The sequence below is a fragment of the Ruegeria sp. CDSC051 genome (genome assembly GCF_059610665.1).
Window position 1 is genome coordinate 1,049,638 of record NZ_JBXWOC010000001.1, and the last position, 25,960, is coordinate 1,075,597.

At 57.4% G+C, this 25,960-nt stretch carries 29 protein-coding genes; 14 read left to right on the plus strand and 15 right to left on the minus strand.

Annotated elements, in window-relative coordinates:
- Positions 1–34: 34 nt before the first annotated feature.
- The 3 genes from AC2FH0_RS05295 (at position 35) to AC2FH0_RS05305 (ending at position 1,875) form a co-directional block, all read left to right on the plus strand.
- Entirely contained in the window at positions 35–616 is a 582-nt protein-coding gene (locus tag AC2FH0_RS05295) for a GNAT family N-acetyltransferase (RefSeq protein ID WP_496788744.1), read from the plus strand.
- Positions 617–796: 180 nt separating this feature from the next.
- Positions 797–1,120 carry a 2Fe-2S iron-sulfur cluster-binding protein gene (locus tag AC2FH0_RS05300; protein WP_496713476.1) on the plus strand — a complete coding sequence of 108 codons (324 nt, stop codon included), beginning with the start codon at positions 797–799 and terminating at the stop codon, positions 1,118–1,120.
- Positions 1,120–1,875, plus strand: a complete 756-nt coding sequence (locus tag AC2FH0_RS05305; protein ID WP_496788745.1) for an FG-GAP repeat domain-containing protein — start codon at positions 1,120–1,122, stop codon at positions 1,873–1,875. The genes AC2FH0_RS05300 and AC2FH0_RS05305 overlap by 1 nt, the downstream gene beginning before the upstream one ends.
- Positions 1,876–1,961: 86 nt before the next feature.
- Here AC2FH0_RS05305 and purD read toward each other — a convergent pair whose 3' ends face one another.
- Positions 1,962–3,224 carry a phosphoribosylamine--glycine ligase gene (purD, locus tag AC2FH0_RS05310; protein WP_496788746.1) on the minus strand — a complete coding sequence of 421 codons (1,263 nt, stop codon included), beginning with the start codon at positions 3,222–3,224 and terminating at the stop codon, positions 1,962–1,964.
- Positions 3,225–3,299: 75 nt separating this feature from the next.
- Here purD and xseA point away from each other — a divergent pair, with 75 nt between their 5' ends.
- Complete coding sequence (xseA, locus tag AC2FH0_RS05315) at positions 3,300–4,793, plus strand: exodeoxyribonuclease VII large subunit (protein WP_496788748.1); 1,494 nt, start codon at positions 3,300–3,302, stop codon at positions 4,791–4,793.
- Between the two features lie 12 nt (positions 4,794–4,805).
- Here xseA and AC2FH0_RS05320 read toward each other — a convergent pair whose 3' ends face one another.
- A complete protein-coding gene (locus AC2FH0_RS05320; RefSeq protein ID WP_496690768.1) occupies positions 4,806–5,201 on the minus strand; it encodes a hypothetical protein in 396 nt (131 codons plus the stop codon).
- A 133-nt stretch (positions 5,202–5,334) separates the two neighbouring features.
- Between AC2FH0_RS05320 and AC2FH0_RS05325 the strand changes: the two genes are divergently transcribed.
- The 5 genes from AC2FH0_RS05325 to AC2FH0_RS05345 all read left to right on the plus strand — a co-directional run bounded on the left by AC2FH0_RS05325 (position 5,335) and on the right by AC2FH0_RS05345 (position 9,567).
- A complete protein-coding gene (locus AC2FH0_RS05325; RefSeq protein WP_496690769.1) occupies positions 5,335–5,973 on the plus strand; it encodes a lysoplasmalogenase family protein in 639 nt (212 codons plus the stop codon).
- A 58-nt stretch (positions 5,974–6,031) separates the two neighbouring features.
- Entirely contained in the window at positions 6,032–7,144 is a 1,113-nt protein-coding gene (ftsY, locus tag AC2FH0_RS05330; protein ID WP_496690770.1) for a signal recognition particle-docking protein FtsY, read from the plus strand.
- 87 nt (positions 7,145–7,231) lie between these two features.
- Complete coding sequence (locus tag AC2FH0_RS05335) at positions 7,232–8,134, plus strand: EamA family transporter (RefSeq protein ID WP_496709283.1); 903 nt, start codon at positions 7,232–7,234, stop codon at positions 8,132–8,134.
- 17 nt (positions 8,135–8,151) lie between these two features.
- Positions 8,152–8,757 carry an inner membrane-spanning protein YciB gene (locus AC2FH0_RS05340; protein WP_142634562.1) on the plus strand — a complete coding sequence of 202 codons (606 nt, stop codon included), beginning with the start codon at positions 8,152–8,154 and terminating at the stop codon, positions 8,755–8,757.
- Positions 8,758–8,898: 141 nt separating this feature from the next.
- A complete protein-coding gene (locus AC2FH0_RS05345; RefSeq protein ID WP_142634564.1) occupies positions 8,899–9,567 on the plus strand; it encodes a Crp/Fnr family transcriptional regulator in 669 nt (222 codons plus the stop codon).
- A 215-nt stretch (positions 9,568–9,782) separates the two neighbouring features.
- Here AC2FH0_RS05345 and AC2FH0_RS05350 read toward each other — a convergent pair whose 3' ends face one another.
- The 7 genes from AC2FH0_RS05350 to rpiA all read right to left on the minus strand — a co-directional run bounded on the left by AC2FH0_RS05350 (position 9,783) and on the right by rpiA (position 16,457).
- Positions 9,783–11,273: a Do family serine endopeptidase gene (locus tag AC2FH0_RS05350; protein ID WP_496690773.1), complete on the minus strand. Its 1,491-nt coding sequence runs from the start codon at positions 11,271–11,273 to the stop codon at positions 9,783–9,785.
- A gap of 130 nt (positions 11,274–11,403) precedes the next feature.
- On the minus strand, positions 11,404–11,598 hold the full coding sequence (locus tag AC2FH0_RS05355) for a DUF2065 domain-containing protein (RefSeq protein WP_142634568.1): 195 nt from the start codon (positions 11,596–11,598) through the stop codon (positions 11,404–11,406).
- Positions 11,598–12,494: a protease modulator HflC gene (gene hflC, locus AC2FH0_RS05360; RefSeq protein WP_496700039.1), complete on the minus strand. Its 897-nt coding sequence runs from the start codon at positions 12,492–12,494 to the stop codon at positions 11,598–11,600. The genes AC2FH0_RS05355 and hflC overlap by 1 nt, the downstream gene beginning before the upstream one ends.
- A complete protein-coding gene (gene hflK / locus AC2FH0_RS05365; protein ID WP_271946353.1) occupies positions 12,494–13,636 on the minus strand; it encodes an FtsH protease activity modulator HflK in 1,143 nt (380 codons plus the stop codon). Before hflK ends, hflC begins: the two co-directional genes overlap by 1 nt.
- 72 nt (positions 13,637–13,708) lie before the next feature.
- Entirely contained in the window at positions 13,709–15,067 is a 1,359-nt protein-coding gene (gor, locus tag AC2FH0_RS05370; RefSeq protein WP_496788749.1) for a glutathione-disulfide reductase, read from the minus strand.
- A 61-nt stretch (positions 15,068–15,128) separates the two neighbouring features.
- On the minus strand, positions 15,129–15,665 hold the full coding sequence (locus AC2FH0_RS05375) for a hypothetical protein (protein WP_496788750.1): 537 nt from the start codon (positions 15,663–15,665) through the stop codon (positions 15,129–15,131).
- A gap of 3 nt (positions 15,666–15,668) precedes the next feature.
- On the minus strand, positions 15,669–16,457 hold the full coding sequence (gene rpiA, locus AC2FH0_RS05380; protein ID WP_271946345.1) for a ribose-5-phosphate isomerase RpiA: 789 nt from the start codon (positions 16,455–16,457) through the stop codon (positions 15,669–15,671).
- Between the two features lie 167 nt (positions 16,458–16,624).
- Here rpiA and AC2FH0_RS05385 point away from each other — a divergent pair, with 167 nt between their 5' ends.
- From AC2FH0_RS05385 to AC2FH0_RS05400, 4 genes are read left to right on the plus strand one after another with little or no spacing between them, the layout of a single operon-like run.
- Positions 16,625–17,326 (plus strand): glutathione S-transferase family protein, encoded by a 702-nt coding sequence (locus AC2FH0_RS05385; RefSeq protein ID WP_496788751.1) that lies wholly within the window; start codon positions 16,625–16,627, stop codon positions 17,324–17,326.
- A 1-nt stretch (position 17,327) separates the two neighbouring features.
- Positions 17,328–18,701 (plus strand): L-serine ammonia-lyase, encoded by a 1,374-nt coding sequence (locus AC2FH0_RS05390; RefSeq protein ID WP_142634582.1) that lies wholly within the window; start codon positions 17,328–17,330, stop codon positions 18,699–18,701.
- A gap of 19 nt (positions 18,702–18,720) precedes the next feature.
- Positions 18,721–19,137, plus strand: a complete 417-nt coding sequence (locus tag AC2FH0_RS05395) for a GFA family protein (protein ID WP_496700673.1) — start codon at positions 18,721–18,723, stop codon at positions 19,135–19,137.
- A 43-nt stretch (positions 19,138–19,180) separates the two neighbouring features.
- Positions 19,181–20,095: a DMT family transporter gene (locus tag AC2FH0_RS05400; RefSeq protein ID WP_496690780.1), complete on the plus strand. Its 915-nt coding sequence runs from the start codon at positions 19,181–19,183 to the stop codon at positions 20,093–20,095.
- Here AC2FH0_RS05400 and AC2FH0_RS05405 read toward each other — a convergent pair.
- Complete coding sequence (locus AC2FH0_RS05405; RefSeq protein ID WP_496788753.1) at positions 20,040–20,735, minus strand: thiamine diphosphokinase; 696 nt, start codon at positions 20,733–20,735, stop codon at positions 20,040–20,042. The two genes, AC2FH0_RS05400 and AC2FH0_RS05405, sit on opposite strands and share 56 nt — an antisense overlap.
- A 134-nt stretch (positions 20,736–20,869) precedes the next feature.
- Here AC2FH0_RS05405 and AC2FH0_RS05410 point away from each other — a divergent pair, with 134 nt between their 5' ends.
- The gene (locus AC2FH0_RS05410) at positions 20,870–22,465 is read left to right on the plus strand and encodes a hypothetical protein (protein WP_496788754.1); all 1,596 of its coding nucleotides are present in this window, start codon (positions 20,870–20,872) and stop codon (positions 22,463–22,465) included.
- Positions 22,466–22,578: 113 nt separating this feature from the next.
- Here the strand turns inward: AC2FH0_RS05410 and AC2FH0_RS05415 are convergent, their stop codons facing one another.
- From AC2FH0_RS05415 to nthA, 5 genes are all read right to left on the minus strand, one after another.
- Positions 22,579–22,821, minus strand: coding sequence for a DUF2842 domain-containing protein (locus tag AC2FH0_RS05415; RefSeq protein WP_142634590.1), 243 nt, complete (start codon positions 22,819–22,821; stop codon positions 22,579–22,581).
- Complete coding sequence (locus tag AC2FH0_RS05420) at positions 22,821–24,116, minus strand: adenylosuccinate synthase (RefSeq protein WP_142634592.1); 1,296 nt, start codon at positions 24,114–24,116, stop codon at positions 22,821–22,823. The genes AC2FH0_RS05415 and AC2FH0_RS05420 overlap by 1 nt, the downstream gene beginning before the upstream one ends.
- 206 nt (positions 24,117–24,322) lie before the next feature.
- Positions 24,323–24,658: a nitrile hydratase accessory protein gene (locus AC2FH0_RS05425; protein ID WP_496709276.1), complete on the minus strand. Its 336-nt coding sequence runs from the start codon at positions 24,656–24,658 to the stop codon at positions 24,323–24,325.
- Entirely contained in the window at positions 24,651–25,331 is a 681-nt protein-coding gene (gene nthB, locus AC2FH0_RS05430; RefSeq protein WP_496709275.1) for a nitrile hydratase subunit beta, read from the minus strand. Before nthB ends, AC2FH0_RS05425 begins: the two co-directional genes overlap by 8 nt.
- Positions 25,328–25,942 carry a nitrile hydratase subunit alpha gene (nthA, locus tag AC2FH0_RS05435; RefSeq protein WP_496788756.1) on the minus strand — a complete coding sequence of 205 codons (615 nt, stop codon included), beginning with the start codon at positions 25,940–25,942 and terminating at the stop codon, positions 25,328–25,330. Before nthA ends, nthB begins: the two co-directional genes overlap by 4 nt.
- Positions 25,943–25,960 lie beyond the last annotated feature (18 nt).

A 25,960-nucleotide genomic window follows, 5' to 3' on the forward strand; every position in this document is an offset into this window, starting at 1 on the left:
CGCATTTTCTGGATGCCAGAATCAGGAGTGAATTTTGACCGTCCTAGTACAACCGGCCTCCAAATCTGTTCCACCCGAGGCTCTCGCCGATCTTCTATGGAGCACAGATCCAAAACTAAACGGTTACATATTTGGAAAAATGGATGTCTTGCTTAAGATCATCGGAACAGAATGGCCCGCGCAACTAGGTTTGTATTCGTTCAAACATGCCTTCACGGCCATGCACCGTGGCAAAGTCGCCGGCCTCCTTATTGGGCATACAGAAGAAGAATATGCTGCGAATTTCGATTTTTCCGTCGATCATCAAGCTAATGCTCTTGGCGAAGATGAAGCCCGTCATCTAAAATCTGCCTTGCATTGGATGGATCGGTTGTTTCCCGCCCCGCGTCAAAACTCTTACTACATTCTCGAATTCGCTGTGAACCCAGACATGCAGGGTACAGGCATTGCCAGCCAACTCTTTGCAATAGCAACGAAACGGGCTTTGGCGGGTGGGTGCAATCAAATATGCCTTGATGTAGCGCCAACAATGAAGCCGTTAGTTTTTATGAACATATTGGATTTAGCGTCGAAATTGAATCGCGCGTGCCCGTTTTGGACGACGAGCATGGAATAGGAATGCACCTGCACATGGTTCTAGAGATCGGTCAAAGCGACTGACATCGGTGCAGGCTCGATTGCAATATTGTCGATAAGAATATTCAGCCGCGACCGTTCATGTCGCAATTCCCACTGGAAACAGGCAACGCCCTTCACTAAGGAAGAAATCGACAATCGAAAAAGGAAGACGCACGCAATGGCAAAGATCACCTATGTCGAGCATGGCGGTACCGAGCACACTGTCGAGGTCGCCAACGGACTAACCGTCATGGAAGGAGCCCGTGACAACAACATTCCCGGCATCGAAGCGGATTGCGGCGGCGCCTGTGCCTGTTCGACCTGCCATGTCTATATCCACCCCGACTGGGTTGAGAAAATTCCCGGCAAGGATGACATGGAAGAAGACATGCTGGACTTTGCCTATGAGCCCGACCCTGCCCGTTCGCGCCTGACCTGCCAGATCAAAGTCACAGAAGAGATGGATGGCCTGATCGTTCAGATGCCGGAAAAACAGATCTGATGCCCTGCAAAGCGCCGCGCCTACCCTACCGAACTTGGCAGGGTCAGGCCCGCGGCGCAGCGCTGACGTTGTGCTTCTGGCTGCCCGGCCATGTCCCGCTGGCACTGGCAGAGACCGTCCCAGCCGCTCGTTTCACCGAGCCGACTACACGTTACGCCCACGGAGTTCTGGGTGATAACATCGAATATGGCGCGTTGGAGCTGACTATCCAAAGCAGAAATGTGACCATCCGTCTTCCATCTGATCGCGTATTTGAAGATCTCGCTCCACGGCTTGTGGACGTGGATCAGGATGGGACCCCCGAGGCCATTGTCGTTGAATCTCAGGACCAAGCGGGCGCTCAGTTGGCCATCTATGATGCCAGAGGCGATAAAATCGCCGCAACTCCGCATATCGGTACCCGCTTTCGATGGCTTGCTCCGGTCGGGGCGGCGGATCTGGATGGGGATGGCAATATCGAAATCGCCTATGTCGACCGCCCTCATCTGGCCAAGACATTGCGCATTTGGCGCTTTGTCGACGGAGAATTAATCCAGATTGCCGCCCTACCAAGGCTGACAAATCATCGGATCGGCGAAGATTTCATCACAGGGGGTCTGCGCGACTGTGGCAATGGCCCGGAACTGGTTGTCGCGTCTGCGGACTGGCGCGAAATTGTCAGCATCCGCTTTGACAATGGCTGGGTGCAGCATCTGGTCGCCCCCTTTAGCCCGAAAGCAATGACCTCTGCGCTTAACTGCGTACCCTCGCCCTGACTGCAGCCCGCGTCAGAGGGCTGCCCGGCCCAAGCCCATTGACGCTGCATCTCTGATGCAGTGGCTGGGCGCGGGAGCCGTCGCGATTACAGCGCCCGCCATCCGATATCCCGGCGAAAGAACCCCTCTGGCCAGTTGATCCCGTCGATCAGCTCATAGGCGCGGTCACGCGCTTCCTGCAGGTTCTGGCCGCGTGCGGTGACATTCAATACCCGGCCACCACTAGAGACGATCTGACCGTCGGATTCTTTGGTTCCTGCGTGAAACACCATATTACCGCTATCTTCAGATACGTCATCCAGCCCTTTAATCACGCTGCCTTTTTGGTAGGCGCCCGGATAACCATTTGCGGCCATGACTACCGTCAAGGCGTGATCATCCGCCCAGTTTACACGCGCCTCGGCCAACCGGCCTTCTGCTGCGGCGTGCATCAGGTCCATCGCCTGCGCGCCCAGGCGCATCATCAGCACCTGACATTCCGGGTCGCCGAAACGCACGTTATATTCAACCAACCGTGGCTGGCCGTCTTTGATCATCAAACCAACATAAAGAACGCCCTGAAACGGCGTTCCGCGCCGCTTCATCTCTGCCATGGTGGGGCGCACAATCTCGTTCATCGCGCGCTCTTCGATTACAGCGCTTAACACAGGAGCCGGAGAATACGCGCCCATGCCGCCGGTGTTCAGACCGGTATCGCCCTCGCCTACCCGTTTATGGTCTTGCGCCGTGCCAATGGACAGGATGCTTTCCCCGTCGCACAGCACGAACAGAGATGCCTCTTCACCTTCCATGAACTCTTCGACCACAACTTCGGCACCGGCACCACCAAAGGCTCCGCCAAACATGTCATCGATCGCATCCAAGGCCGTCGCTTCGTCCATCGCAACGATCACACCCTTGCCCGCGGCCAAGCCATCAGCCTTGACGACGATAGGTGCGCCCTTCTTTTTGATATAGGCTTTGGCTGGCTCGGCCTCGGTAAACCGGGCGTATCCTGCGGTTGGAGCATTGGCGGCGTCGCAGATCTCTTTAGTAAAGCTCTTGGACGCCTCGAGACGTGCAGCCGCGGCCGAGGGGCCAAAAACCAGGACACCGGCCTCGCGCAAACGATCCGCAACCCCCGCAGCCAATGGCGCCTCGGGGCCGACGATCACAAAGTCGATCGCGTTCTCATCCGCAAACCTGACCACCTCACCGCCGTTTTCGATATCCAGCGCTGCACATTCGGCAATCTGGGCGATCCCGGCATTGCCCGGCGCCACAATCAGGCGGTCGCATTTCGGGTTTTGCATCACCGCCCAGGCCAGGCTGTGTTCGCGCCCACCACTGCCGAGAATGAGGATGTTCATGACTGCTCTCCGATCTGCTTGGCCTTGCCTTCCGCGCGTTCTAAGCTGGCCGGGCATTTGACACAAGGCGCTGAAATGTCCGACCTGCTTGACGACCCCATTCCCGGCCAAAATACCCCAGAATACACTGTTTCCGACATCTCGGGCGAGGTGAAGCGGACGCTGGAAGGCAGTTTCGGCCGAATCCGTGTTCGGGGTGAAGTCGGTCGCGTGTTCGAAGCCAGATCTGGTCATCTGTACTATGACATCAAGGACGACAAGAACGTACTGGCCTGCACCACTTGGAAAGGCCAGGTTGCTGCCCTGTCCGTGGTTCCCGAGGAAGGTCTGGAAGTGGTCGTCACAGGCCGCCTGACCGCTTTTGGAGCGCAGTCCAAATACAATCTGAACGTGGATGAGGTTTCGGTGGCCGGACAGGGTGCCCTGATGGCCCTGCTTGAAAAGCGAAAGAAACAGTTGGAATCCGAGGGCCTGTTCGCACCCGAGCGTAAAAAGCCTCTGCCCTATCTTCCTCAGATCATCGGCGTGGTGACTTCACCCTCGGGCGCGGTGATCCGCGATATCCTGCACCGGTTGCGTGACCGATTTCCGCGCAAAGTGTTGATCTGGCCTGTCGCCGTGCAAGGTTCGAATTGCGCGCCTGAGGTGGCGAACGCGATTACTGGTTTCAACCAACTGACTCCTGGCGGTGCGCTGCCACGACCGGACCTGATCATCGTCGCCCGTGGTGGCGGGTCAATCGAGGACCTCTGGGGGTTCAACGAAGAGATCGTGGCCCGCGCTACGGCGGCATCAGAGATCCCGGTGATCTCGGCCGTTGGGCACGAGACCGACACGACCCTGATTGATTTTGTGTCGGACCGCAGGGCCCCAACCCCCACAGCCGCAGCCGAACTTGCGGTGCCTGTCCGCATGGAACTTCTGGCCTGGACCGGAGAGCAAGGCGCCCGCCTGTCCCGTGCAGCCACGGACGCTGTGCAAAGACGGTCGCAACGGTTGCGGGATTTATCCCGCGCATTACCACGCCCGGATAGCTTGTTGAACAACCCGCGACAACGCCTTGATTTAATTGCGGACCGACTGACACCAGCACTTGAGCGCGGCGTACAAAACCGCCGCCTTCAAGTTGTGAAACTGTCCGCCCATCTGCGCCCGTCCACATTACGCTCACTGGTCGGAACCCGACAGGAAACACTGCGCAGCCTTTCGTCGCGCCTGTCTGTCCGGCCGATCCAGCGCGAAATCGACAGCCAACGGCAAAACATCAACCGCCTAGCCGAACGCTTGAGTACAGCGCAAGCCGCGCGTCTGGACCGGATGCGTCAATCCCTGGAAACCGCAGACCGGCTGCGGGAAACGCTAAGCTACAAGGCAACGCTGCAACGTGGATATGCGGTCGTACGCGCCGAAGGACAGGTGCTGACGACTCGTAAACAGGCGGCAAAGCACCAATCCTTTGACATTGAATTTGCAGATGGCGAATTGAAGACCGGCCCGTCTACCGCGTCACCGTCAACTTCGAAAAAGCCGCCGAAAAAGGATGCGCCGGATCAGGGGTCGTTGTTCTGACCCCTGCACAGGCTAGACACCGACTTCAGGACCGTAACAGACCATCTCGGCGTCTGTGTCTTCGTTCTCATATAGTTCGGTCATCTCAGGATTTCCCTCGAACTGAGCGATCAGACCGCCGCCAGATTCGGTGAATACCCAGCATTGCGGGTCATGCCGGTCTTCATAGACGAAACAGATCTGTCCTTCCTGCTCGTACCAGAGCCCTTCTTTGCAGTTCCCATCCAGAAAAGACCAAATCACGCGGCGATCCGGCAGATAACGCTCGACCCCATAAATCCTGCCTTCAAAGCCATAGAACAGGGTTTTTCCCAGCGTATAGCGGTCAAATTCGGCGCCGGACAGGGATGTGTCGGCACAAACCGCCGGGGCAGCCAACGACAACAGAATCGCAATTCGTTTCAGCATGGGTTCATTCTGTCAGATGGCAGGCCGCTAGGCCAATTCCCTTTTCATTCCAACCGGGTGCCTTCACGTCACCGATTGAGTTTTGCGGTTATGCGCTGCGAAAGTGTTCAGTACATGCTGCGGAGATAACTCTATGACCAATGCCCTCTTTCTGATTGCGACAGCTTGCGCTCTGGCTTACCTGCCATTGACCTCGCGTGGCGCTGGCGCTGTTCGGTCAATCCTAAAGACCTTATCCGTCGCAGTTCTGGCGGTCATTGCCGCCCAAAGTGGCGCTCCATTTCTGTTGATCCTTGCGCTGGCATTCTGTGCGCTGGGGGACGCCCTTCTGTCCCGGGAAAGTGATGCCACCTTCATGGCCGGGATCGGTGCCTTTGCAACTGGTCATCTGGCCTATATCGGGCTGTTCTTGTCCCATTCGGCCAGCGACGCCGCGCTTATTCTGGAGAAGCCCGGATATTTCTGGTCTTTGATCCTCCTCGGTATTGTCGTTGTCACCCTATTACCGCCGCGTGCCGGAGACCTGAAATGGCCCGTTCTCGGGTATATTCCGATCATTCTGGGCATGGGTATCACGGTCCTGGCCCTGCCCGCGACAGGCGCGCTGCGTTGGGCTTTACCTGCGGCGTTGTCCTTTATCGCGTCCGACCTGATCCTGGCGACTGAGAAGTTTCTTCTGCCAGCGGACCATCCCAGCCGCCGTTTCACCTCCTATCTGGTTTGGGTATTGTATTGGGGGGCGCAAGCCGGTCTTCTGATCGCCTTCCTCTGACCCTTTGCAACTGCTGCAATTCCGCATTAGGTGAGAGGAACACCTGCGGAGACCAAAAATGGCGCTATTCTCAAAGCTCAAGGACAAGCTGTTCAAATCCTCATCCCGCCTTGAACAGGGGTTGGATGCCATCGTTGAAGATGGGGGCGAGGAAACAACTGCACCGGATCCAATCCCACCAGCGCCGCATTCCGAACCGGAACCCGAAGTCGCGCAACCGGACATGGCACCGGAACAGGCAGTTGCCAAACCGGTGGCCACTACAGCCGAGTCTGCTCCGTCCAAATCCATGCTCGGGCGGCTTTTCGGGCGCGCCGAGACCGAGACAACAGTTCGCCGCACGCTGGATGACGACATGCTGGAACAGCTTGAAGAGCTGTTGATTGCATCCGACATGGGTGTGGACACAGCGCTGCGCGTCACCGCCAATATGGCCGAGGGCCGTTATGGCCGCAAACTTTCGACACAAGAGATCAAGCAGCTTCTGGCGCAGGAAGTCGCCCGGGTTATGGAACCCGTTGCAAAGCCCATGCCGCTCTATTCCAAACGCCCACAGGTGGTACTGGTCGTTGGCGTCAACGGATCGGGCAAGACCACCACGATCGGCAAACTAGCCAGCCAGTTCAGGGCGGCCGGCAAGAACGTAGTGATCGCAGCTGGAGACACCTTCCGCGCAGCCGCCGTAGAACAGCTGCAGGTCTGGGGCGACCGCGCAGGCGTTCCGGTCCTGACAGCCCCCGAAGGCTCGGACCCCGCCTCCCTGGCCTTCGACGCGTTGACCCGCGCACAAGAGGATGGCGCCGATCTGTTGATGATCGACACCGCCGGTCGTCTGCAAAATCGTGCCGACCTGATGGAGGAATTGGCCAAGATCGTCCGGGTGATCCGCAAAGTCGACGAAACCGCACCGCACAATACCCTTTTGGTTTTGGACGCCACCACCGGTCAGAATGCACTCAGCCAGGTTGATACTTTTCAAAAACTGGCCGATGTCTCCGGCCTGGTGATGACCAAGCTGGACGGCACCGCAAAAGGCGGCGTGCTGGTGGCACTGGCCGACAAGTTCGGCCTGCCCATTCACGCAATCGGCGTCGGAGAACAGATCGATGATCTCGCCCCTTTCGATCCCGAAGAATTCGCCGCTGCTCTAACCGGCCTCGATCAACGCTGATCCGAACTTCAACTGGCTAAAAATATCTTCGGGGGGTGTGGGGGGCAGACAGTCCCCCACCCTCTCCACCCGCGAAAGGTCGATGTCTTGAGCGACTGGCTCATCTCTCTGGAAGGCACGCCCAAGGGCCATGACCTTGCCCTCGGGCTCGCGCTGATGGCCGCCTTCTTGCACGCGGTGTTCGGAGCCTTGCAAAAAGGCCGTCACGACCCGTGGCTGTCCCGCGGGGCCATAGACGCCAGCTACTGTCTTCTGGCTGCACCTTTCGCGTTTTTTGTGGTGCCCTGGCCCGAACCCTATATGTGGCCAATCTTCGCCACCGTCTGGCTGATCCACATCGCCTATAAGACCCTGCAGGCAATGGCCTATACCAAGGGCTCTTACACGGTGGTCTATCCCGTCGTGCGCGGCACCGGACCACTGTTCACCGTTTTCGGCGCCTATCTTTTGTTTGGCGAGACCTTCTCTGCCACGCAATGGTTTGGTGTCGCGGTCTTGCTGGCCGGGATATTCGGGCTTGCGGCCTATAATCTGCGGTTTCTCGAAACCAATCGCGAAACGCTTGGGATCGCCCTAGCCTTGGCCCTCGCAACCGGCCTGTTTGTGGCGTTATATACCACCTATGACGCCTATGGCATTCGTGCGACGGCCGATCCGTTCACCTTTCTGGCCTGGTTCTTCATGATCGACGGGGCGACGATGCCGATCTATGCGTTCTTTCGCTGGCGCGCGATGGCCCATCGCCCGGCCTTGGGACCCTTGGCGCTGCGCGGCATCGCCGGCGGGATCATCGCCCCTCTATCTTTCGGAGCCATCATGCTGGCCACGCGGTTGGACAAGGTCGGCGAAGCCGCCGTTCTGCGGGAAACCTCCACCGTCTTTGCCGCCCTGATCGGCTGGCTGGTTCTGAAAGAAACCGTCGGCCCAAGGCGGATCGCGCTGATGGCATTGATTGCACTCGGCGCTGTAATAGTTGAAATGGGCGGGTAAGCAGCAGGACAAGAGACATGACAGGCAAGACCGACATAAATCCATTTCTGAAACAGGTGCTGGAACTGGGGCCTCCGCTAGCCTTTTTCTTCATCTACCTGCGCTTGCGCGATGACAGCTTTATGATCGGCGGCATCGAGTATTCCGGCTTTATCATTGCCACGATCATTTTTGTGCCGCTGATGCTGGGGGCAATGGGCATCCTGTGGTACTTGACCGGCAAGCTAAGCCGGATGCAGATATTTACAGCTTTCATGGTCATTTTCTTCGGCGGCCTGACCGCCTGGTTCAATGACGAGCGGTTCTTCAAGATGAAAACCACGCTTGTTTATGGCCTGTTTGCTCTGATCCTGGGGATCGGGCTGCTGCAAAAGAAATCCTATCTTGCCTATGTTCTGGACGAGATGCTGCCCATGAAACACGAAGGCTGGATGATCCTGACCCGTCGTCTGTGTGCGTGTTTTGCTGTTCTGGCCGTCGCAAATGAATTCGTGTGGCGCACGATGTCGACCGACCTGTGGGTCAAGATTGAGACCTTCGGATTCCCCATTGCCCTTATGGCGTTCCTCATGCTGCAGTTCAGCCTGTTGCAAAGCTATATGGATGATCCCGATCATCAATGACGGCTAAATTCTCAACCGCCCTTCGGATGACTTTTCCGTGAAGCGCGAGAGCCCTAAAACCTAACAAAATCCTTGGCTAAACGCTTGGGCTATGAAAAGTTGTGTCACCACTCACCTTTTCCCGCCGGAGCACCACACCAAATGACGGCTTTCCCAAATAGTGGCTTTCTATCCGAAGCTTCAGACCGGCTGAGATCAATGCTCTCGGCACAGGCGACAGAGATTTCTCTCGAACCTGGTGATATCCTTTTCGAACAAGGGGATGAAGGGGATGCCCTCTATGCCATTCTTGCCGGCACGCTAGAGGTGTCCTTCTTGGCGATGAGCGGTCGAAAACTCTCGTTGACATTGATGAAGCCTGGCGAGGTCTTTGGTGAAATCGGCTTGTTCGACAATGGCCCCCGCACCGCAACCGTGGCCGCGGCCGAGGCCTCTCGGGTGCTGCGTGTGCGTAGGTCCGATGTCATGAACCAGATCCGCCAACATCCTGACCTTGCGGTGGATATGATCCGACTGGCCGGTTTGCGCATGCGGTGGATGGGGTCGCAACTGAATGAACAGGTCTTTTTGCCGATGCCTATCCGGCTTGCGCGCAAACTGCTGCATCTGTCCAACCTTCAAGACGATCCAACCACCCGCATTACCCTGTCCCAAAGCGAGCTGGCCGAATTCGTTGGTGCCACGCGCGAAGCTGTCTCAAAGACAATTTCAACCTGGAAACGCGACAAGGTTGTCGAAGCTTCGCGGGGCGGCCTGATGATCCATGATTTTGAGGCACTGCGGGAACTGGCGGATTCCGACCTCATTTGACCTGTTGTGACCTGCTTCACATACGACGGATCGCATTAAGATTACGTTAGGAACTGTTACCGTAGGAGGTCAGAGAATCATCCCCGATATCTGTCCACTGACCTCTCCCTGTACCAGAGCCATACGCCTTCCCCGGCGTGTGGCTCATCTTTTTTCAGCACAGAAAAAAGGCCAGAGCAGGTGCCCTGGCCTTTCTGTTTGTTCAACCTAAGAGATCACTCTTCAAGGCTCAGCGCGACAAAGCGTGGATCTCCACCGCGCCGCACCAAAAGCAGCAGTGACTTCCGCCCGGCCGTGCGGGCTTCTTCCATCCGGTCCTCCAGATCAGAAATCGCAGTGACCTTCTGCTGGCCAGCCTCGGTGATCAGATCACCGGCGCGCAAACCCTTGGCATAGGCTTCTGACGCCTCGTCCACTTCGGTCACAACCAGCCCCTCGGTATCCGGCTCCAGCCCCAGATCAGCACGCAGGGCTTCAGTCACGGGCGATATCGTCAGCCCCAGAATATCGGCATTTTCCTCAACCGGGGCTTCTTCGGCCTCACCCTCTTCGCTTTCGGCCCGCTCGGCATCTTCGCGGCGGCCCAGAGTCACAAGCACTGTCTGCGTGCTGCCATCTCGATGCACCACCACACGGACCGACTTGCCAACCGTTGTCTCACCAACCTGACGTACCAATCCACGGGTGTCATCGACCTCGACACCATCAAAGCTGAGGATCACGTCACCGGCCAACAGGCCAGCCTCTTTGGCCGGGCCCTCGGGTACATCGCTGATCAGTGCGCCACCCGGCTTGTCCAGGCCCATCGCCTCGGCCATATCCTCGGTCACGTCCTGAATGCGGACACCCAGCCAACCGCGGCGGGTCTCGCCGAACTCGCGCAGTTGGTCGACAACCTTGACCACCACATTCGAGGCCATCGAGAAGCCAATCCCGATCGAACCGCCATTCGGCGACAGGATCGCCGTATTCACGCCGATCACCTCGCCATCCATATTGAACAGCGGCCCGCCCGAGTTCCCCCGGTTAATCGCAGCATCGGTCTGAATATAGTCGTCATAAGATCCGCTGAGCGCGCGGTTCCGCGCCGAGACGATCCCCGCCGAAACCGAAAACCCTTGCCCCAGCGGGTTGCCCATCGCAATCACCCAGTCGCCAACGCGCGCAATGTCACTATCGCCGAACTTGACGTATTTCAGCGGCCCGGTGGCTTCGACCTTCAAAAGGGCGATATCGGTTTTTTCATCCGTACCGATCACTTTCGCAGGCAGTTCTTTCTTCGGTTGACCGTCGCCCGGGAAAAATTCGACCAGTATCTCATCAGCCTCGGCAATAACGTGGTTGTTAGTAACGATGAAACCATCCTCGGATATCACAAACCCCGAGCCCAGCGAATTGCTGCGGCGCGGGCGGTTGTCATCTTCCCCGTTACGGTCTTGAAACTCGCGAAAGAAATCTTCGAACGGAGAGCCCTCGGGAACGATCCCCTGCGGGCCGGTCTGTCCCTCAATCAGTGTCGAAGTGGTGATGTTGACCACCGCTGGGCTGATCTTATCGGCCAGCGGAGCCAGGCTTTCGCCCCGCGCCTGTGCGGCCACTGACTGCGCCAATACAAGCAGCATCCCGGCAAAGGCCAGCCACATCAACCGCATGAAACCAACAACGTCGTCCCGCCGGACGGATATACTGCGCGCTTGTGACTGCACGTGGGAACTCCTTGTCGTCAACACTATCTGGATCGCCCGCAGGCGGCCCTTCTTGATATCCAATGTAGCTGGTTTGTCCTTGCCCGCAACTGAGGATCGCGGGGAAATCACCATGAAGTGTAGCCGTTGTTCAAAACCCGACCTGATATGCACCCCATAGCAACACGAGACCTCCCACCATACATAACAATCCTGCAAGCCGACGTGCCTGCTCTGGCATAGACCGCAACGCCTCTAGCATACGTTCAATAAGCGAAGGGGCCAGCGCATAGGCCAGCCCCTCGACAATCAACACCAGCCCAAAGGCCAGAAGGATCATACCCATTATTCAGACGCCTGCCCCGCCGATTGGCCCCGGCCGGTGGGTGATTTGAGATAGTTGAAGAACTCGGAATCCGGGCTCAATACCATCGAGCTGTTACCGCCCTGCAAAGCATTCTGATAGGCGGTCAGCGAACGATAGAATTCGAAGAATTCAGGGTCCGCACCGTAAGCTTCGGCAAAGATCGCATTGCGTTCGGCGTCAGCCTCACCGCGAATGATCTCAGCCTCACGCCGCGCATCCGACACCAGTTCGACAACGGTCCTGTCGGCCTGGGCACGTACGCGCTGTGCCGCCTCATTACCACGGGCACGTTCGTCTGTAGCTTCCCGCTCCCGCTCGGCCTTCATCCGGTCAAACGTCGCTTCGAGGTTGGCCTGCGGCAGATCGGTCGCTTTCAGACGCACGTCAATGACGGTCACACCCAGCGCAAGTGCCTCGGCAATCGCACTATTGCGGATACGCAGCATCAGTGCAGCCCGGTCCGAGCTCAGGATGTCACGGGACGAAACTGAACCCAGAACTTCGCGGGTTTCAGCGCGCAAGATGCGGTCCAGACGATCCTCGGCAACCGGGATACCACCGACACCAACCGCCTGGCGGAACTGGTTCAGATCGGAAATCCGGTACCGTGCGAAGGCATCGACTACCAGACGACGATCATCCAACGGCGTCACTTCAAGCGGTTGAACGTCGATGGACAGGATACGGTCGTCATAACGGACAACTTCCTGAATAAGTGGAATTTTGAACGCCAGACCAGGCTCTTCCTTAACCGCGACCACACGGCCGAATTGCAGAACCAATGCGCGCTGGCGTTCGTCCACGATAAAGATCGATGACAGCGCAACAACGCCGAGGATCACCACAAGGATGAGGATAATGGGTGACTTACGCATCAGTTGCTCTCCCCCGATTGATTGCGGCGCAGTTCGTTCAGCGGCAGATACGGCACAATGCCCTGTCCCTGACCGGCCGAGTTTTCGTCCAGTATGATCTTGTCGACATCACCCAGAATCTGCTCCATCCGCTCCAGATACAAACGTTTGCGCGTTACATCCGGCGCTTTGGAGTATTCTTCCAGAACCGCGCTAAAGCGGCTGGCTTCACCTTGAGCACTGTTGATCTGCTGGGCGCGATATCCTTCGGCCTCTTCCACAACTTGCGCGGCTTCACCACGTGCTTCGGCCAGTACCTTATTGGCATAGGCGTCGGCGACGTTCTGCAGACGGTCACGTTCTTGTGCGGCGGCCTGAACGTCGCGGAAGGCCGCGATTACGTCCTGTGGCGGGTCGGCTTTGTCAAAGTTGACACGCACAATGTTCACGCCGGAATCATAGCTGTCCATCGTCGACTGAATCAATTCCTGCAAGCGATCAGCGATCACACCCCGATCTCGGTTCAGGATCGGTGCCAGCTCGCTTTGTGCAATGATCTCGCGCATGGCCGATTCCGACACGGCGCGGATCGTCTGGCGCGGGTCGCGCAAATTGAACAGATACTTGGCCGGGTCATTGATGTTCCAGACCACCTGATAGTCGATATCGACAACATTTTCGTCGCCTGTCAGCATCAAGCCATCATCGCTACCACGGGCTCCGCCCATGTCTTCGTTCTGCTCGCGGGTCACAGGAATGACCTCGGCAGTTACAAACGGCCAAGGCGCAAAGTTCAGACCGGGATTTCCAACGTTTGAAAATTCACCCAAAAACAGCTCTACCGACTGTTCTTCCGGCTTTACCGTATAAAAGCTGGCCGCCCCCCAAAGGACTGCACCCACCACCAACCCAATGGCAATAGTCCCTTTGGTAAAGATGGGACCACCCCCGCCACCGCCCGAACCATTGCTACCACGGCCGCCACCGCCGCCGCCCATCAGGACGCGCAGCTGTTCCTGGCCTTTTTTCATCAGCTCGTCGATCTCGGGGATCTGCGGGCCCTCGTTTTCAGGAGGCTTGCGCCCGTCTCCGTTATCACCCCGATTTCCTCCGCCGCCAGAAGAGCCTCCGCCCCCCCAGGGGCCGCCGCTGTTGCCCGCCATTTTTATCTATTCCCTTGTGTTGAACCGTGTGATCACGGGTTCCCTTGTAACTTGTGTGCGCGCGGTTGCAAATCAAGCCGTACGCACAGGATGACGCATTGTTACCAGTTCTTCCGCCATGACCGGATGAACCGCAACGGTGCGGTCGAAATCTTCCTTGGTTGCGCCCATTTTGACGGCAATGCCAGCCAGTTGAATCATCTCGCCAGCGCCCGGCGCCACAATGTGACAGCCCAGTACCTTACGCGTGGCCTGAGAGACGATCAGTTTCATCAAAACCCGCTGCGTGCCACCTGCGAATGCCTTTTGCATCGGCTTGAACGAGGTTGCATAGATCTCGACCGGCTCTTGGGCTGCAGCGTCTTCTTCACTCAACCCGACCGTGCCGAATTCCGGCTGCGTGAAAATCGCAGTTGGAATCAGGTCGTGATCCACAGGTGTCGGGTTGCCTTTGAATACGGTTTCGACAAAAGCCATCCCCTCGCGGATCGCAACCGGAGTCAGGTTTACCCGATCCGTCACGTCGCCAATCGCATAGATCGAGGGCACGCCGGTCTGGCTGTAATCATCCACGATGATCTCACCCTTGCGGCCGCGTTCAACGCCGATGGCCTCAAGCCCCAGATTGTCGGCATTGGGCGCGCGACCAGTGGCATACATGACCACGTCAAACAGCTGTTCCGTGCCATTGGTGGCCTTTACGCGAATCTTGTCGCCGTCCTTGGCCATCTCAAGCACATTGGTGCCCAGATGCAGATCGATGCCGTTCTGGCACATCTCTTCGCTGATCAGACCGCGCGCTTCTTCGTCAAAGCCCCGCAGGATTTGCGCACCGCGGTAGAACTGGGTGGTTTTCACGCCCATGCCGTTCATGATTCCTGCAAACTCGCTGGCGATATAACCGCCACCAACGATCAGGATGCTTCCGGGCAATTTTTCCAGATGGAAAATCTCGTTCGAGGTGATCGCCAGGTCCGAGCCCGGAAACTCGGGCACAACAGGGCGTCCGCCTGTGGCCACCAGAATATGCTTGGCCGTCATGCGGGTGCCATCGGCCAGCTCGACGGTATGTGCGTCCACCACGTGTGCACGCTGATCAAAGCTTTCGACGCCGTTGTTTTTCAGGATGTTGCGATAGATGCCTTCCAGCCGGTCCAGCTCGGCATGGAGTTTGCCGCGAAAGAAATCCCAGTCAAATGCACCGGGTTTGACGTCCCAGCCATAGGCCTGCGCATCTTCGACCATGCCAGAGAATTCGCTGGCAAAAACCATCAGCTTTTTGGGGACACATCCGCGGATCACGCAGGTCCCGCCATAGCGATCCTCTTCCGCCAACGCCACTTTGGCCCCGTTTTCGCCAGCCGCCACACGCGCCGCCCGGACCCCGCCCGAGCCGCCTCCGATGACGAAAAGATCATAGTCAAAGCTCATTTACAGTGCCTCTTTCAGTTTTCTGACAACGCTATCGAGCCATCATCAATGATGTACCCGGTCACTCATGACGGCCCAGACTGGACCACTGGGACAGTTGATCTTGCCAAGACGCATACAGATTTGGTCGATAATGCTCAATCGTCTCTACGAAACACTCAGATATGGGTTTCGGCATGGATTGCAACGGAAGGGGTAAACACTCATGCCCGCCATCTGACTTGTTGAAGCTAACAAAAAAAATAGGGCGTCGTTTTTGCTCGGTTTCGTCCAACGCATCAATGTAGCGTACATCAGGCCAAACAATGTCTTGGATCATTCCTCTACGCGTGCGTAGCTTCAATCCACCAGAGTCCACTAGGGCCACAAGCGACGGCATATTGAGTGAGACTAGATAGTTCATGAACAACACGACGGAAGTAAGGACAACGAGCACCAATGTGAAAAGCGTGCCACCTGTCCACCCCGCGGAAACAAAACCCCACGCCGCCACCACAGCCGCAATCCCGATCTTTATCAGGTTGCGTTTTAGCGTCCTGGCTCGCGCAGCCAAATCTGCTTCAGTTTCGCGGTATTCAGCAACCGGAGAGGTGCTCATACCTTAATCCGCCAAATCCGTGAACAGGTTGTCTTTGCCGCCATCGAACAACTCGTCCAGTTCCACCGTTCCCTCGTTGATGTCGCGCAGTTCGACCCGGCCATCTCCATAACCGATCACGACCTTGTCGCAAATGTCGATGAACAACCCGTTCTCGACCACGCCGGGTACCTGGTTCAGCACCAGCGCCATCTGCCTTGGGTTTCCGATCCGTTGCAAATGCAGGTCCAGCACGTGATTGCCTTCATCCGTGACAAACGGCGCTTCTCCGTTCATGCGAAGCGCCGAGCGGGTACCGAGAACATCCATGGTATCCAGCACCTCTTCGATCAGGGTGCGTGTGGTCTGCCAGCCAAAGGGGATCACCTCGACCGGCAATGGGAAGGCACCCAGAGTCTCGACCTCTTTGCCGGCATCGGCGATGACCACCATCTGGTCGCTGGCCGTGGCTACGATCTTTTCCTGCAGGTGCGCGCCGCCGCCGCCCTTGATCAGATTAAGCTCTCTGTCGAATTCGTCCGCACCGTCGATAGTGATGTCCAGCCATCCCGCCTGATCCAGGGAAACAACCTCAATGCCCAGTTCACGGGCCAGTTGGGCCGTCCGGGTCGATGTCGGAACACCCTTGATCGCCAGACCTTCTTCTCTGACCCGTTCCCCCAACCGACGCACCATCCATGCAGCGGTCGATCCGGTTCCCAGGCCGACTCGCATCCCATTCTGCACCATGTCAGCCGCACGGCGTGCTGCGACGTATTTTGCAGTGTCGATGGGCGACAGATCACCGGCCATTTCAGCATCCCCCTAATTTGCTGCGGAACTTATACGGAATGCCTACGACAACTGCGAGAGAGAATTGTCCGGATCGGTAGACCAACATGTCGCGAAACTACGCGTTTCCTATGGGAAACGTCGCAATCAGGTCTGTTGAAAACATACGTGAGGTATACATAGTTCGCATGAACACGCCTTACTGCCTGCACTATGCCCCGGACAATGCTTCGCTGGTCATCCGGCTGGCGCTGGAAGAGATGTGCCTGCCCTATGAAACGGTTCTGGTAGACCGCCGCCAAAGCGCACAGGACAGCCCGGAATATCGCGTGCTGAACCCCAATGGGCTGATCCCGGTATTGGAAACACCACAGGGGCCGATCTTCGAAACCGCTGCTATCTTGTTGTGGCTGGCGGATACGCATGGCCGGCTGGCCCCTACCCCCATGGACAGCAACCGCGCCGCGTTTCTGAAGTGGCTGTTCTTTGCCTCCAATACGCTGCACGCTGATCTGCGTATTCTGTTTTACGCCGAAAAATATATAGACGCAGCGCAGGTCAATCCTTTGCGCGCCGGTATCCGCCCTCGTTTGCGCCAGCACTTGCGCCAGCTTGAAGAAGTTGCGAAAAGCGCGCCGCCCTGGCTGAGCCCGGACATACCATCGGTCCTGAGTTATTATCTGGCCTGTCAGATGCGCTGGATGGCGCTCTATCCTGCGAAGGCTGATCGCAGCTGGTTTCAGATCGCTGACACGCCGCATCTGCAGCGAATGCTGATGCAGTTGGAGACGCGCCCCGCCACACGCGCCGCAATCGCGGCCGAGGGTTTAGGGGTTACACCCTTTACCTCACCAACCTATGCTAACCCACCGGAAGGCTTTGCTACCTGATATGTTTCTGTCTGTCTTCGATATGTTCAAAGTGGGCATTGGCCCGTCCTCGTCCCATACGATGGGACCAATGGTTGCTGCCGCGCGGTTTCTGGACATGATGCGCGCCTCTCCGTTCGAATTTTCAGGGCTGCGCGGGTCGCTGCACGGGTCGCTGGCCTTTACCGGTGTCGGCCACGCAACCGATCGCGCCACGATCCTGGGCCTGGCCGGATTTGTGCCCGACACATATGATCACGAACGGGCCGAGGCCGCACTGGCTGGCATAAGTGAGACCCACAGCGTGACCCCCGAAGGATTGCCCACGCTGCAGTTCGATCCCAAGGCCGATCTGGTTTTCGACTATGAAAACAATCTGCCGGGCCATGCTAACGGTATGGTCCTGATGGCCACGGACGCACAGGGCGACGTGATCCTGCGGCAGGTCTATTACTCGATCGGTGGCGGCTTTGTTCTGACCGAGGAAGAACTGGCCCAGGGCAAGGCAACAGATGAAGGCGCACCGGTGCCCTTTCCTTTCAAATCGGCGGTCGAGATGTTGGACATGGCCAAAACCAGCGGCAAAAGCATCGCCGAGATGAAGCGCGCCAACGAGATCGCGCGCGGCTGTGCAGACAGTTTTGCCAAAGGCACCGCGCGCCTATGGCAGGTCATGAACGACTGTATCGAGCGCGGTCTGACCACCGACGGCATTCTGCCAGGCGGTTTGAACGTGCGTCGTCGCGCCAAAGGCATCTATGACGCGTTGATGGCCGAACGTGGCATGAATCTGAACGCCCCCCACACGATCAACGACTGGATGAGCGTTTACGCCATGGCCGTAAACGAAGAAAACGCAGCTGGCGGTCAGGTGGTGACCGCCCCCACCAATGGTGCTGCCGGGGTTCTTCCAGCGGTAATGCGCTATTATCTGGACCATGTACCCGGTGCTTCAGAGAACCACATCGAAGATTTCATGCTAACTGCGGCCGCTATTGGCGGGCTGGTCAAATACAACGCCTCGATCTCGGGCGCCGAGGCCGGGTGTCAGGCTGAAGTCGGCAGCGCCGCAGCCATGGCTGCAGCCGGGCTGTGCGCGGTTATGGGCGGCACGCCGGAACAGGTGGAAAATGCCGCTGAGATCGCGCTCGAGCATCATCTGGGCATGACCTGTGATCCTGTCGCCGGGCTGGTTCAAGTACCCTGTATCGAACGCAACGGGCTGGGTGCGATCAAGGCGGTGTCGGCAGCCTCTTTGGCCCTGCGTGGAGATGGTCACCATTTCGTACCGCTGGACGCTGTCATCGAAACCATGCGGCAGACCGGGCACGACATGCACGAAAAGTATAAGGAAACGTCTTTGGGCGGTTTGGCGGTGAACGTGCCGAATTGCTGAGGCAACGCGGGGAAGCGAAATGGAAGGCCATTGTCTTTGCGGTAAGGTTTCATTTCGGGTGGACTCGCCCGTTCTGTCCTGTGTGATCTGCCACTGCGACAGTTGCCGCAGACAATGCGCGGCCCCGATGACAGCTTATTTCGGGGTCCGCGACGGACAGTTGAAATGGACGGGCCAGGAACCAAAGACATTCGCATCCTCACCCGGCGTAGAACGCAGCTTTTGTCCTGATTGCGGCTCGCCGATCTCATTCCGGTCCGACACGATGTCCGGCGTGATGCATCTGTATGTGGCCCTTCTGGACGACCCTAACCAACTGCAGCCTACGCTGCATGTCGCGCATGAAGAGCAGCTGGGCTGGCTGAAACTGGATGACGGGCTGCCGATCTGCATCGGCCCGGACTACACCAAAGTACAACCGCTGCCCGACCCCTAGCTTTCGCCTTTCCCCTGTTCAGCCAAAGCGCTTGCGTCGCTGCATGACACAGGATCGTCCCGTTTTTGGCATCGTGCTGATGCTTGGCTTTTGTGCGCTCGCACCGTTGGGGGACGCGGTCGCCAAATTACTGGGTGAAACCGTGCCGCTTGGAATGCTGGTCTTTGTCCGGTTTGCCATTCAAGCCATGTTGTTGGTTCCGCTGGTCGCCTGGACTGGCAGGCCCTGGCGCATGCAGGGGCGTATATTTCGCCTGGCTGTCATAAGAACCCTGCTGCACATCGTCGGCATCGCCGCGATGTTCTCTGCCCTGCAATACCTGCCGCTGGCCGACGCTGTGGCCATCGCCTTTGTTATGCCGTTTATCATGTTGCTTCTTGGCAAACTGGTACTAAAGGAAGAAGTCGGCAAACGACGCCTGATTGCGTGCCTTGTGGGCTTTGGTGGTACATTGCTTGTCATTCAACCCAGCTTTGCCGAGGTCGGATATGCGGCTTTGCTTCCACTTGTCGTCGCGGTGGTGTTTGCCCTGTTCATGCTCGTGACCCGGCAAATTGCAAAAGCTACAGATCCCATTGCGCTTCAGGCCGTGTCGGGCGTCATAGCTTCTGTCATCCTACTGCCTGCCCTGTTGGTGGGAACACCCGCCGGAATCTGGGAGCTGTCCCTGATTGCTCCGAATTTGGGCGATATCTGGCTTTTGCTTGCAATCGGGCTTCTCGGCACGGTCGCACATCTGTTCATGACCTGGTCGCTGCGATATGCACCCTCTGCAACATTGGCCCCGATGCAGTATCTCGAAATCCCGGTCGCCACGGTGTTTGGCTGGCTGATCTTTCGCGACCTGCCCGACGGTGTCGCCGCTTTGGGCATCTGCATCACCATCGCCGCCGGCCTCTATGTCATTCTGCGTGAGCGGGCCAGCGCCCGGACGGCCCCGACAGAAGCGCCTGCATGACCTGATCCAGCATCGCCCTGGGAAACATTACCAAAAGGCCCGGCCCATCCATACGCAATTCAACCGAGCCCAATGCGCGGTTGGACGTTCCGACAGCGCCGTTCGGCTCCATCACCAACCCGTCGATTGGCCATTCAAGGCCGCGGCTTTGCCCTGATACACGCTGTAATGGAAACAATGAGACGACATCTCGAGGCGCCATCGAAACCGAGATTTGGGGGGGTGCGTGAAAGATAATCTCACTTTCGCCAATCAGAATACAGGGCTGATCTTGCCTGCGAACCAAGACATTGAGTGCTGCTAACTGGTGATCCAGACGCCCCCCGAGAAAACCAACCCCAATCACCAGCGGCGCCTCGGTACTGCGCAGGGCCTTGTCGAAATCCGTGCTATTTTGTTCGCCAATTGGAAACAGTCGATCCAGCGGAATCTGATCTTTGTGATCCGGATCGAGCGAATCAAAATCACCGATAACAGCGTCTGGAATGCGCCCAATTTCCAACAAACTTGCCGCCCCACCATCCGCGGCGACGGCCAACTTTGTGCGAATCAACGCCAAATCCAAATCTTCAGGGCCAATTTGACCGCTTCCAACCAGCGTGATTGACTCTTTCGAACGTACAATTCGCGTCTTTTTCATGAGATTGATCATTTTTTCCGGGTTTTGACACATTGAGACCACAAAATGATAGGTTCATGGACAAAGTTCTGAGCCAATAGCTCTGCCCACGACCGGGCTGATGGCTCGTGTAGTTTGTAGAGGACGTACGTCTGATGGTACAGAATAACAAGGTTTTGACAGTTTCCTACGGAACCTTCTCGTGCACTTTGGAAGGATTTGACGATTCTTTTGAAACGATGAAGTCGATTGCCGAATACTTCCGCGACCTTGCAGCGGATGACAGGTATTTTGGGTCCGAACCCCCGCAACCAGACGCCGAAATGCTGACCCGCATTGCTCAGCGAGATGCGACGCGTAAAGTCGAAGCCAGCCAGAGCGAAAACGGATTGCTTCTGCGGGCGCAAGACCGTGCCGCTTCACCGTCCCTTTCTACCGCGCCCATGACCCCGCCCAGTACCCCGAGTGCTCCGGCCTATACCGCTGCCTCCTCACAGTCCGCGCCCATCGCAGAGGCCGAGCCGGTTGAGGGTCGACCCGAACCCGCCGCCGATAGTATCGCCGCAAAGCTGCAACGGATCCGGGCGGTAGTCTCTCATAGCGAAGAAAACTCGGTGATCTACGCCGAGGATGAAGATTCGCCCCTGATGAAATCCGAAACCGGCCCAACTGATGCCGTATCGGCTGCCTTTCAGGCCGGAACTCTGACCCCCACAGATCTGGTCGAATCCCCCGCGGCCGATACAGAGGTTGAAGCGGCTCAGGAATTTGAGCCCGAACCTCAGATTGACATGCCCCCACCCGCCGCGGAAGAGGCAGAGATCGAAGGCCCGGCCCAAGAGACCCCCGCCGTGCCAGAAATTGATGTCGCACCCATCGCCAACGATGTGACCACTGTCGAGGCAGAAGAGGTTTTGTTTTCGGATCTGAGTGCCGAGACGGACGAAGCCGAGAGCGACGAAATCGACAATATCCTGACAGAAGACATTTCGGCGGACGCAGACGAACCTGAAGAGGTTGCCGGCTATTTGACCGAAGAAGACGAGGAAACTCTGCTTGACGAAATCGCCAGCGTCGAAGCCGTGTTGTCCGCCCGTGCATCCGAGCCTCTGCCTGAGGAACCGAACCTGGACGAGGACGTTTCTCGCCTGATGGAAAAGGCGGTCGAACAGATGGATGATCCCGCGACGGCCACTCAGCGCGAGACATATTCCCGTCTGCGCAATGCAGTGGCCGCAACCAATGCTGATCGTGCAGATGCGCTGAACCGTAATCAGGCTCAGCAGATCAGCCCGCGCCGCCCCGAAAGCAATGTTACAACTGCCCGTCCCAAGGTAGAGCCTGCCGCTCCCCTCAAGCTGGTTGCTGAACAGCGCATCGACAATAAAGACGAGGATGAAATGGGGCCGATTTCTCCGCGCCGTGTAAAATCCAAACCGCTGGGTCTTCCGATCGAGGAAAGCGGCTTTGCGCACTATGCGCAGGAACAGGGCGCACAATCTCTGCCGGACCTGCTGGAAGCTGCGGCATCTTATCTGTCGTTCATCGAAGGACAGGAACAGTTCTCGCGCCCGCAACTGATGAACAAGATCCGTTCTCTCAAGCAGGACGATTTTAATCGCGAGGAAAGCCTGCGCTCATTCGGGCAACTGCTGCGCGACGGCAAGATTGAGAAAGCTGGCGGAGGTCGGTTTGCGGCTTCGGACGAGATAGGGTTCCGCCCTGACGGAGATGAACGCGCCGCAGGCTGAATTCAAACCGAAAAGAAAGAAGGGCCGGAGACCAACTCCGGCCCTTTTTCATTGGGCGATCTTTTGTGGGCAGGCGTATGAACCCACCGCAGGATGAGCCCGGCATAGGCCGCTCAGTCAGAGGATCCGTTAGGATCTTCTTTTCCGACACCTTTGAAGATGAATTTGAAAGGCAGAGCCCACAAAATGCCGAGCGCTACGTATACCAGAAGTTCCAACCAAATTGGTGGCCGGTCCAACCAGTTTATCACCGTCACCACCGCAACGATATAAGCCGGCAGGCCAATCAGCAGCAGCACCATCGACCAACGACGACGCGCTTTATAGCTCAGGCCATTTTTCTGTTCGCCGGCCATCAGTCAGCAAACGGGTCTGTCACCAAAATGGTGTCATCCCGCTCTGGGCTAGTAGACAGCAATGCAACCGGACATTCGATCAACTCTTCGACCCGACGCACATATTTGATGGCGTTTGCGGGCAAATCCGCCCAGCTGCGCGCGCCTTCGGTGGATTCGCTCCAACCAGGCACTTCTTCGTAGATCGGAGTGCATCGTGCTTGCTGATCGGCTGCAGTGGGAAGATAATCCAGACGCTTACCGTCAAGGTCATATGCAACACAGATTTTCAGCGTCTCGAATCCGTCCAGCACGTCCAGCTTGGTCAGCGAAATACCGTTTACGCCGCTAGTGGCACAGGTTTGGCGCACCAGACAGGCATCAAACCAGCCGCAACGCCGCTTGCGCCCGGTGGTGGTACCAAACTCGTGCCCACGCTCACCCAGACGCTGGCCATCCGCATCATCCAATTCGGTTGGAAACGGCCCCTCACCCACACGGGTCGTGTAAGCCTTTACGATGCCAAGGACAAAATCAATCGAGCCGGGCCCGATGCCGACACCGGTCGCCGCCTGACCGGCGATCACGTTGGACGAGGTCACAAACGGATAGGTTCCAAAGTCGATGTCCAGAAGGGCACCCTGCGCGCCTTCAAACAGAATACGCTTACCAGCCTTGCGCTTTTCGTTCAGTACTTTCCAAACGGGTGCTGCGAAAGGCAGAATCTCGGACGCAATTTCCCTCAGCTGAGCAATCAGTGCATCGCGGTCCACGGGTTCGATCCCCAATCCCTTGCGCAGCGGGTCATGGTGCTGCAGCGCGCGATCTACACGTGCCTCAAGGGTCGCTTCGTCTGCCAGGTCAGCAACCCGCACAGAACGCCGCCCAACCTTATCTTCATATGCGGGGCCGATTCCACGACCGGTGGTGCCGATCTTGGTTCCTTTGCTTGCCGCCTCTTCGCGTGCGCGGTCCAGTTCACCGTGGATGGGCAGGATCAGCGGAGTGTTCTCTGCGATCATCAGCGTTTCGGGCGATATCTCGACTCCCTGCGCCTGGATCGTTGCGATCTCTTTCAGCAGGTGCCAGGGGTCCAGAACAACGCCATTGCCGATGACACTCAGCTTGCCGCCACGTACCACACCGGATGGCAGAGCGTGCAACTTATAGACGGCACCGTCGATTACCAACGTATGACCGGCATTATGCCCGCCTTGAAAACGCGCGATCACATCGGCCCGTTCACTGAGCCAATCGACGATCTTGCCTTTTCCTTCGTCACCCCACTGGGCGCCGACAACAACCACATTGGCCATATCTGGTCCTTTTGCGCTGAGATATCAAACCCGGCTCGTATAGCGATGTGTCAGCGACAGGGAAACCGATAATTCGCCGCAGATCATAACCACGCTGTGCGTGGTGCCTCCGGCGGAGGTATTTTTGGCCAGATGAAGAGAGGATCCCTTGCTTCATCTGGCTCAAAATACCTCGGGGGAGTCGCGGCGGGGGCAGCGCCCCCTTTCTAGCCATTCGACAAATGAACGGGTTCACCATGTGGAGTCGTCAGATAGGCTTTCTCCCAATCCAACGAGACTGCGGCGACATCACTTGGGTTCGCGTCACCCATTTCGGCTAAATAGGCCTCGAGTGTTTCCAGCCAGGCATGGAAATAGTCGTTGCCACCATTCAGCTCTTTGCTCAGACCATGGCGTTTTAGCATCTTCGAAAATCGATCGGCCCATTCCGACCATTCGAATCGTCCCGCTTCATTCAGCGCGACCGTGACCGCAAAGGCCTGTGCATGCCAGGGCTCTGCGAATGCCGGCTCGGGTAATGGCTGTGCGTTACACTCACTCATCGGGCACCAGATAGCTTTGCCACAGATCTAATATGACCTCGTCATTTCGGTTCTCGGGATCGGCCCAAAGCTCCGAGGCCGGGAATGCAACCGCATATAATGGTTCAGGTGCCTCTCCCAGACCATGAGCATTGGAATCCGGCAAAACATGCGTCCCATGCAGGCGCAATATCCGACCGCGAGCGCCGGAAGCGTAAGATGGCAACCTGGTATGACCACCGATTTTCAGGCGGTTGGCAGCCGGTCGTACTGTACGCACCTTTTGGCCGGGATCAAACTGCACCGCGATATTCGAGGGTCGATCAGCCGGACCGCCTTTGGACAGTGTGCCCTCAACCGCCCCAGCTGTCAGCGCGCGGGAAGCCAAAGGATGTGAAGCATCCGTTCCTTGGCCCAGAAGGTCTTCCAAAGTCAGGACCCCCTGCTCTACCAACAGATCTGCAAGTGCTGACACCCATTTTTCGTAGTAAGAGAATCGTGCATAGTCTTTGGGCGACAGTCGTTCGCGTGCATGGCGCGAGATGTCGATATTCCATTGTCCCAGAAACCCGGCAGCCAATGTCAGTGCCAATGCGCGCCCGTGCCATTCTTCTGGGAAAATCGCTGCATCTTGGGATTCGGGGATCACCGGACCGTCGCCGAACCGTCCTCCCATATCGTGAACGCGGGTCATGACGGCACCTTTGGCAGGCCGGTTCCGATCATACTGTCACGGGTCACAAGCGCGGTCAGGTCGTCTTCGGTCATCCTATCGGTGCCATCGGGGCGCATGGGTAGAACAAGATAGCGTATCTCGGCCGTTGAATCCCAAACCCGCACGGCTGTCTCATCCGCCAGAAAAACTCCGAACTCTGACAAAATTTTACGCGGCTCACGCACGGCCCGCGCACGATAGGCATCCGATTTATACCACCCCGGTGGAATCCCCAACAAAGGCCATGGGTAGCAACTGCAAAGCGTGCAAACGACCATGTTGTGGAGATCAGGGGTATTTTCGACAACAACTATGTGCTCGCCTTGCCGACCGTAAAAGCCAAGCTTTGCCACCTCGGGCGTTGCATCCTTAAGCAGTGCTGCCTTAAAGGCCGGATCAGTCCAGGCTTTGGCAACAACCCGGGCACCGTTCTGCGGGCCAATCTTGTTTTGGTAAGTGTCGATGATCTCATCCAAAGCGGCCGGGTCGATCAAACCCTTGCGGGTCAGAATCGTTTCCAGCGCCTTGACGCGAAGGGCGGGTTCAGGCGGCAATATGGCGTGCGGATGGTCGGGATCGTCATGTGGCATGGGTCGCAGCCTGCTTTA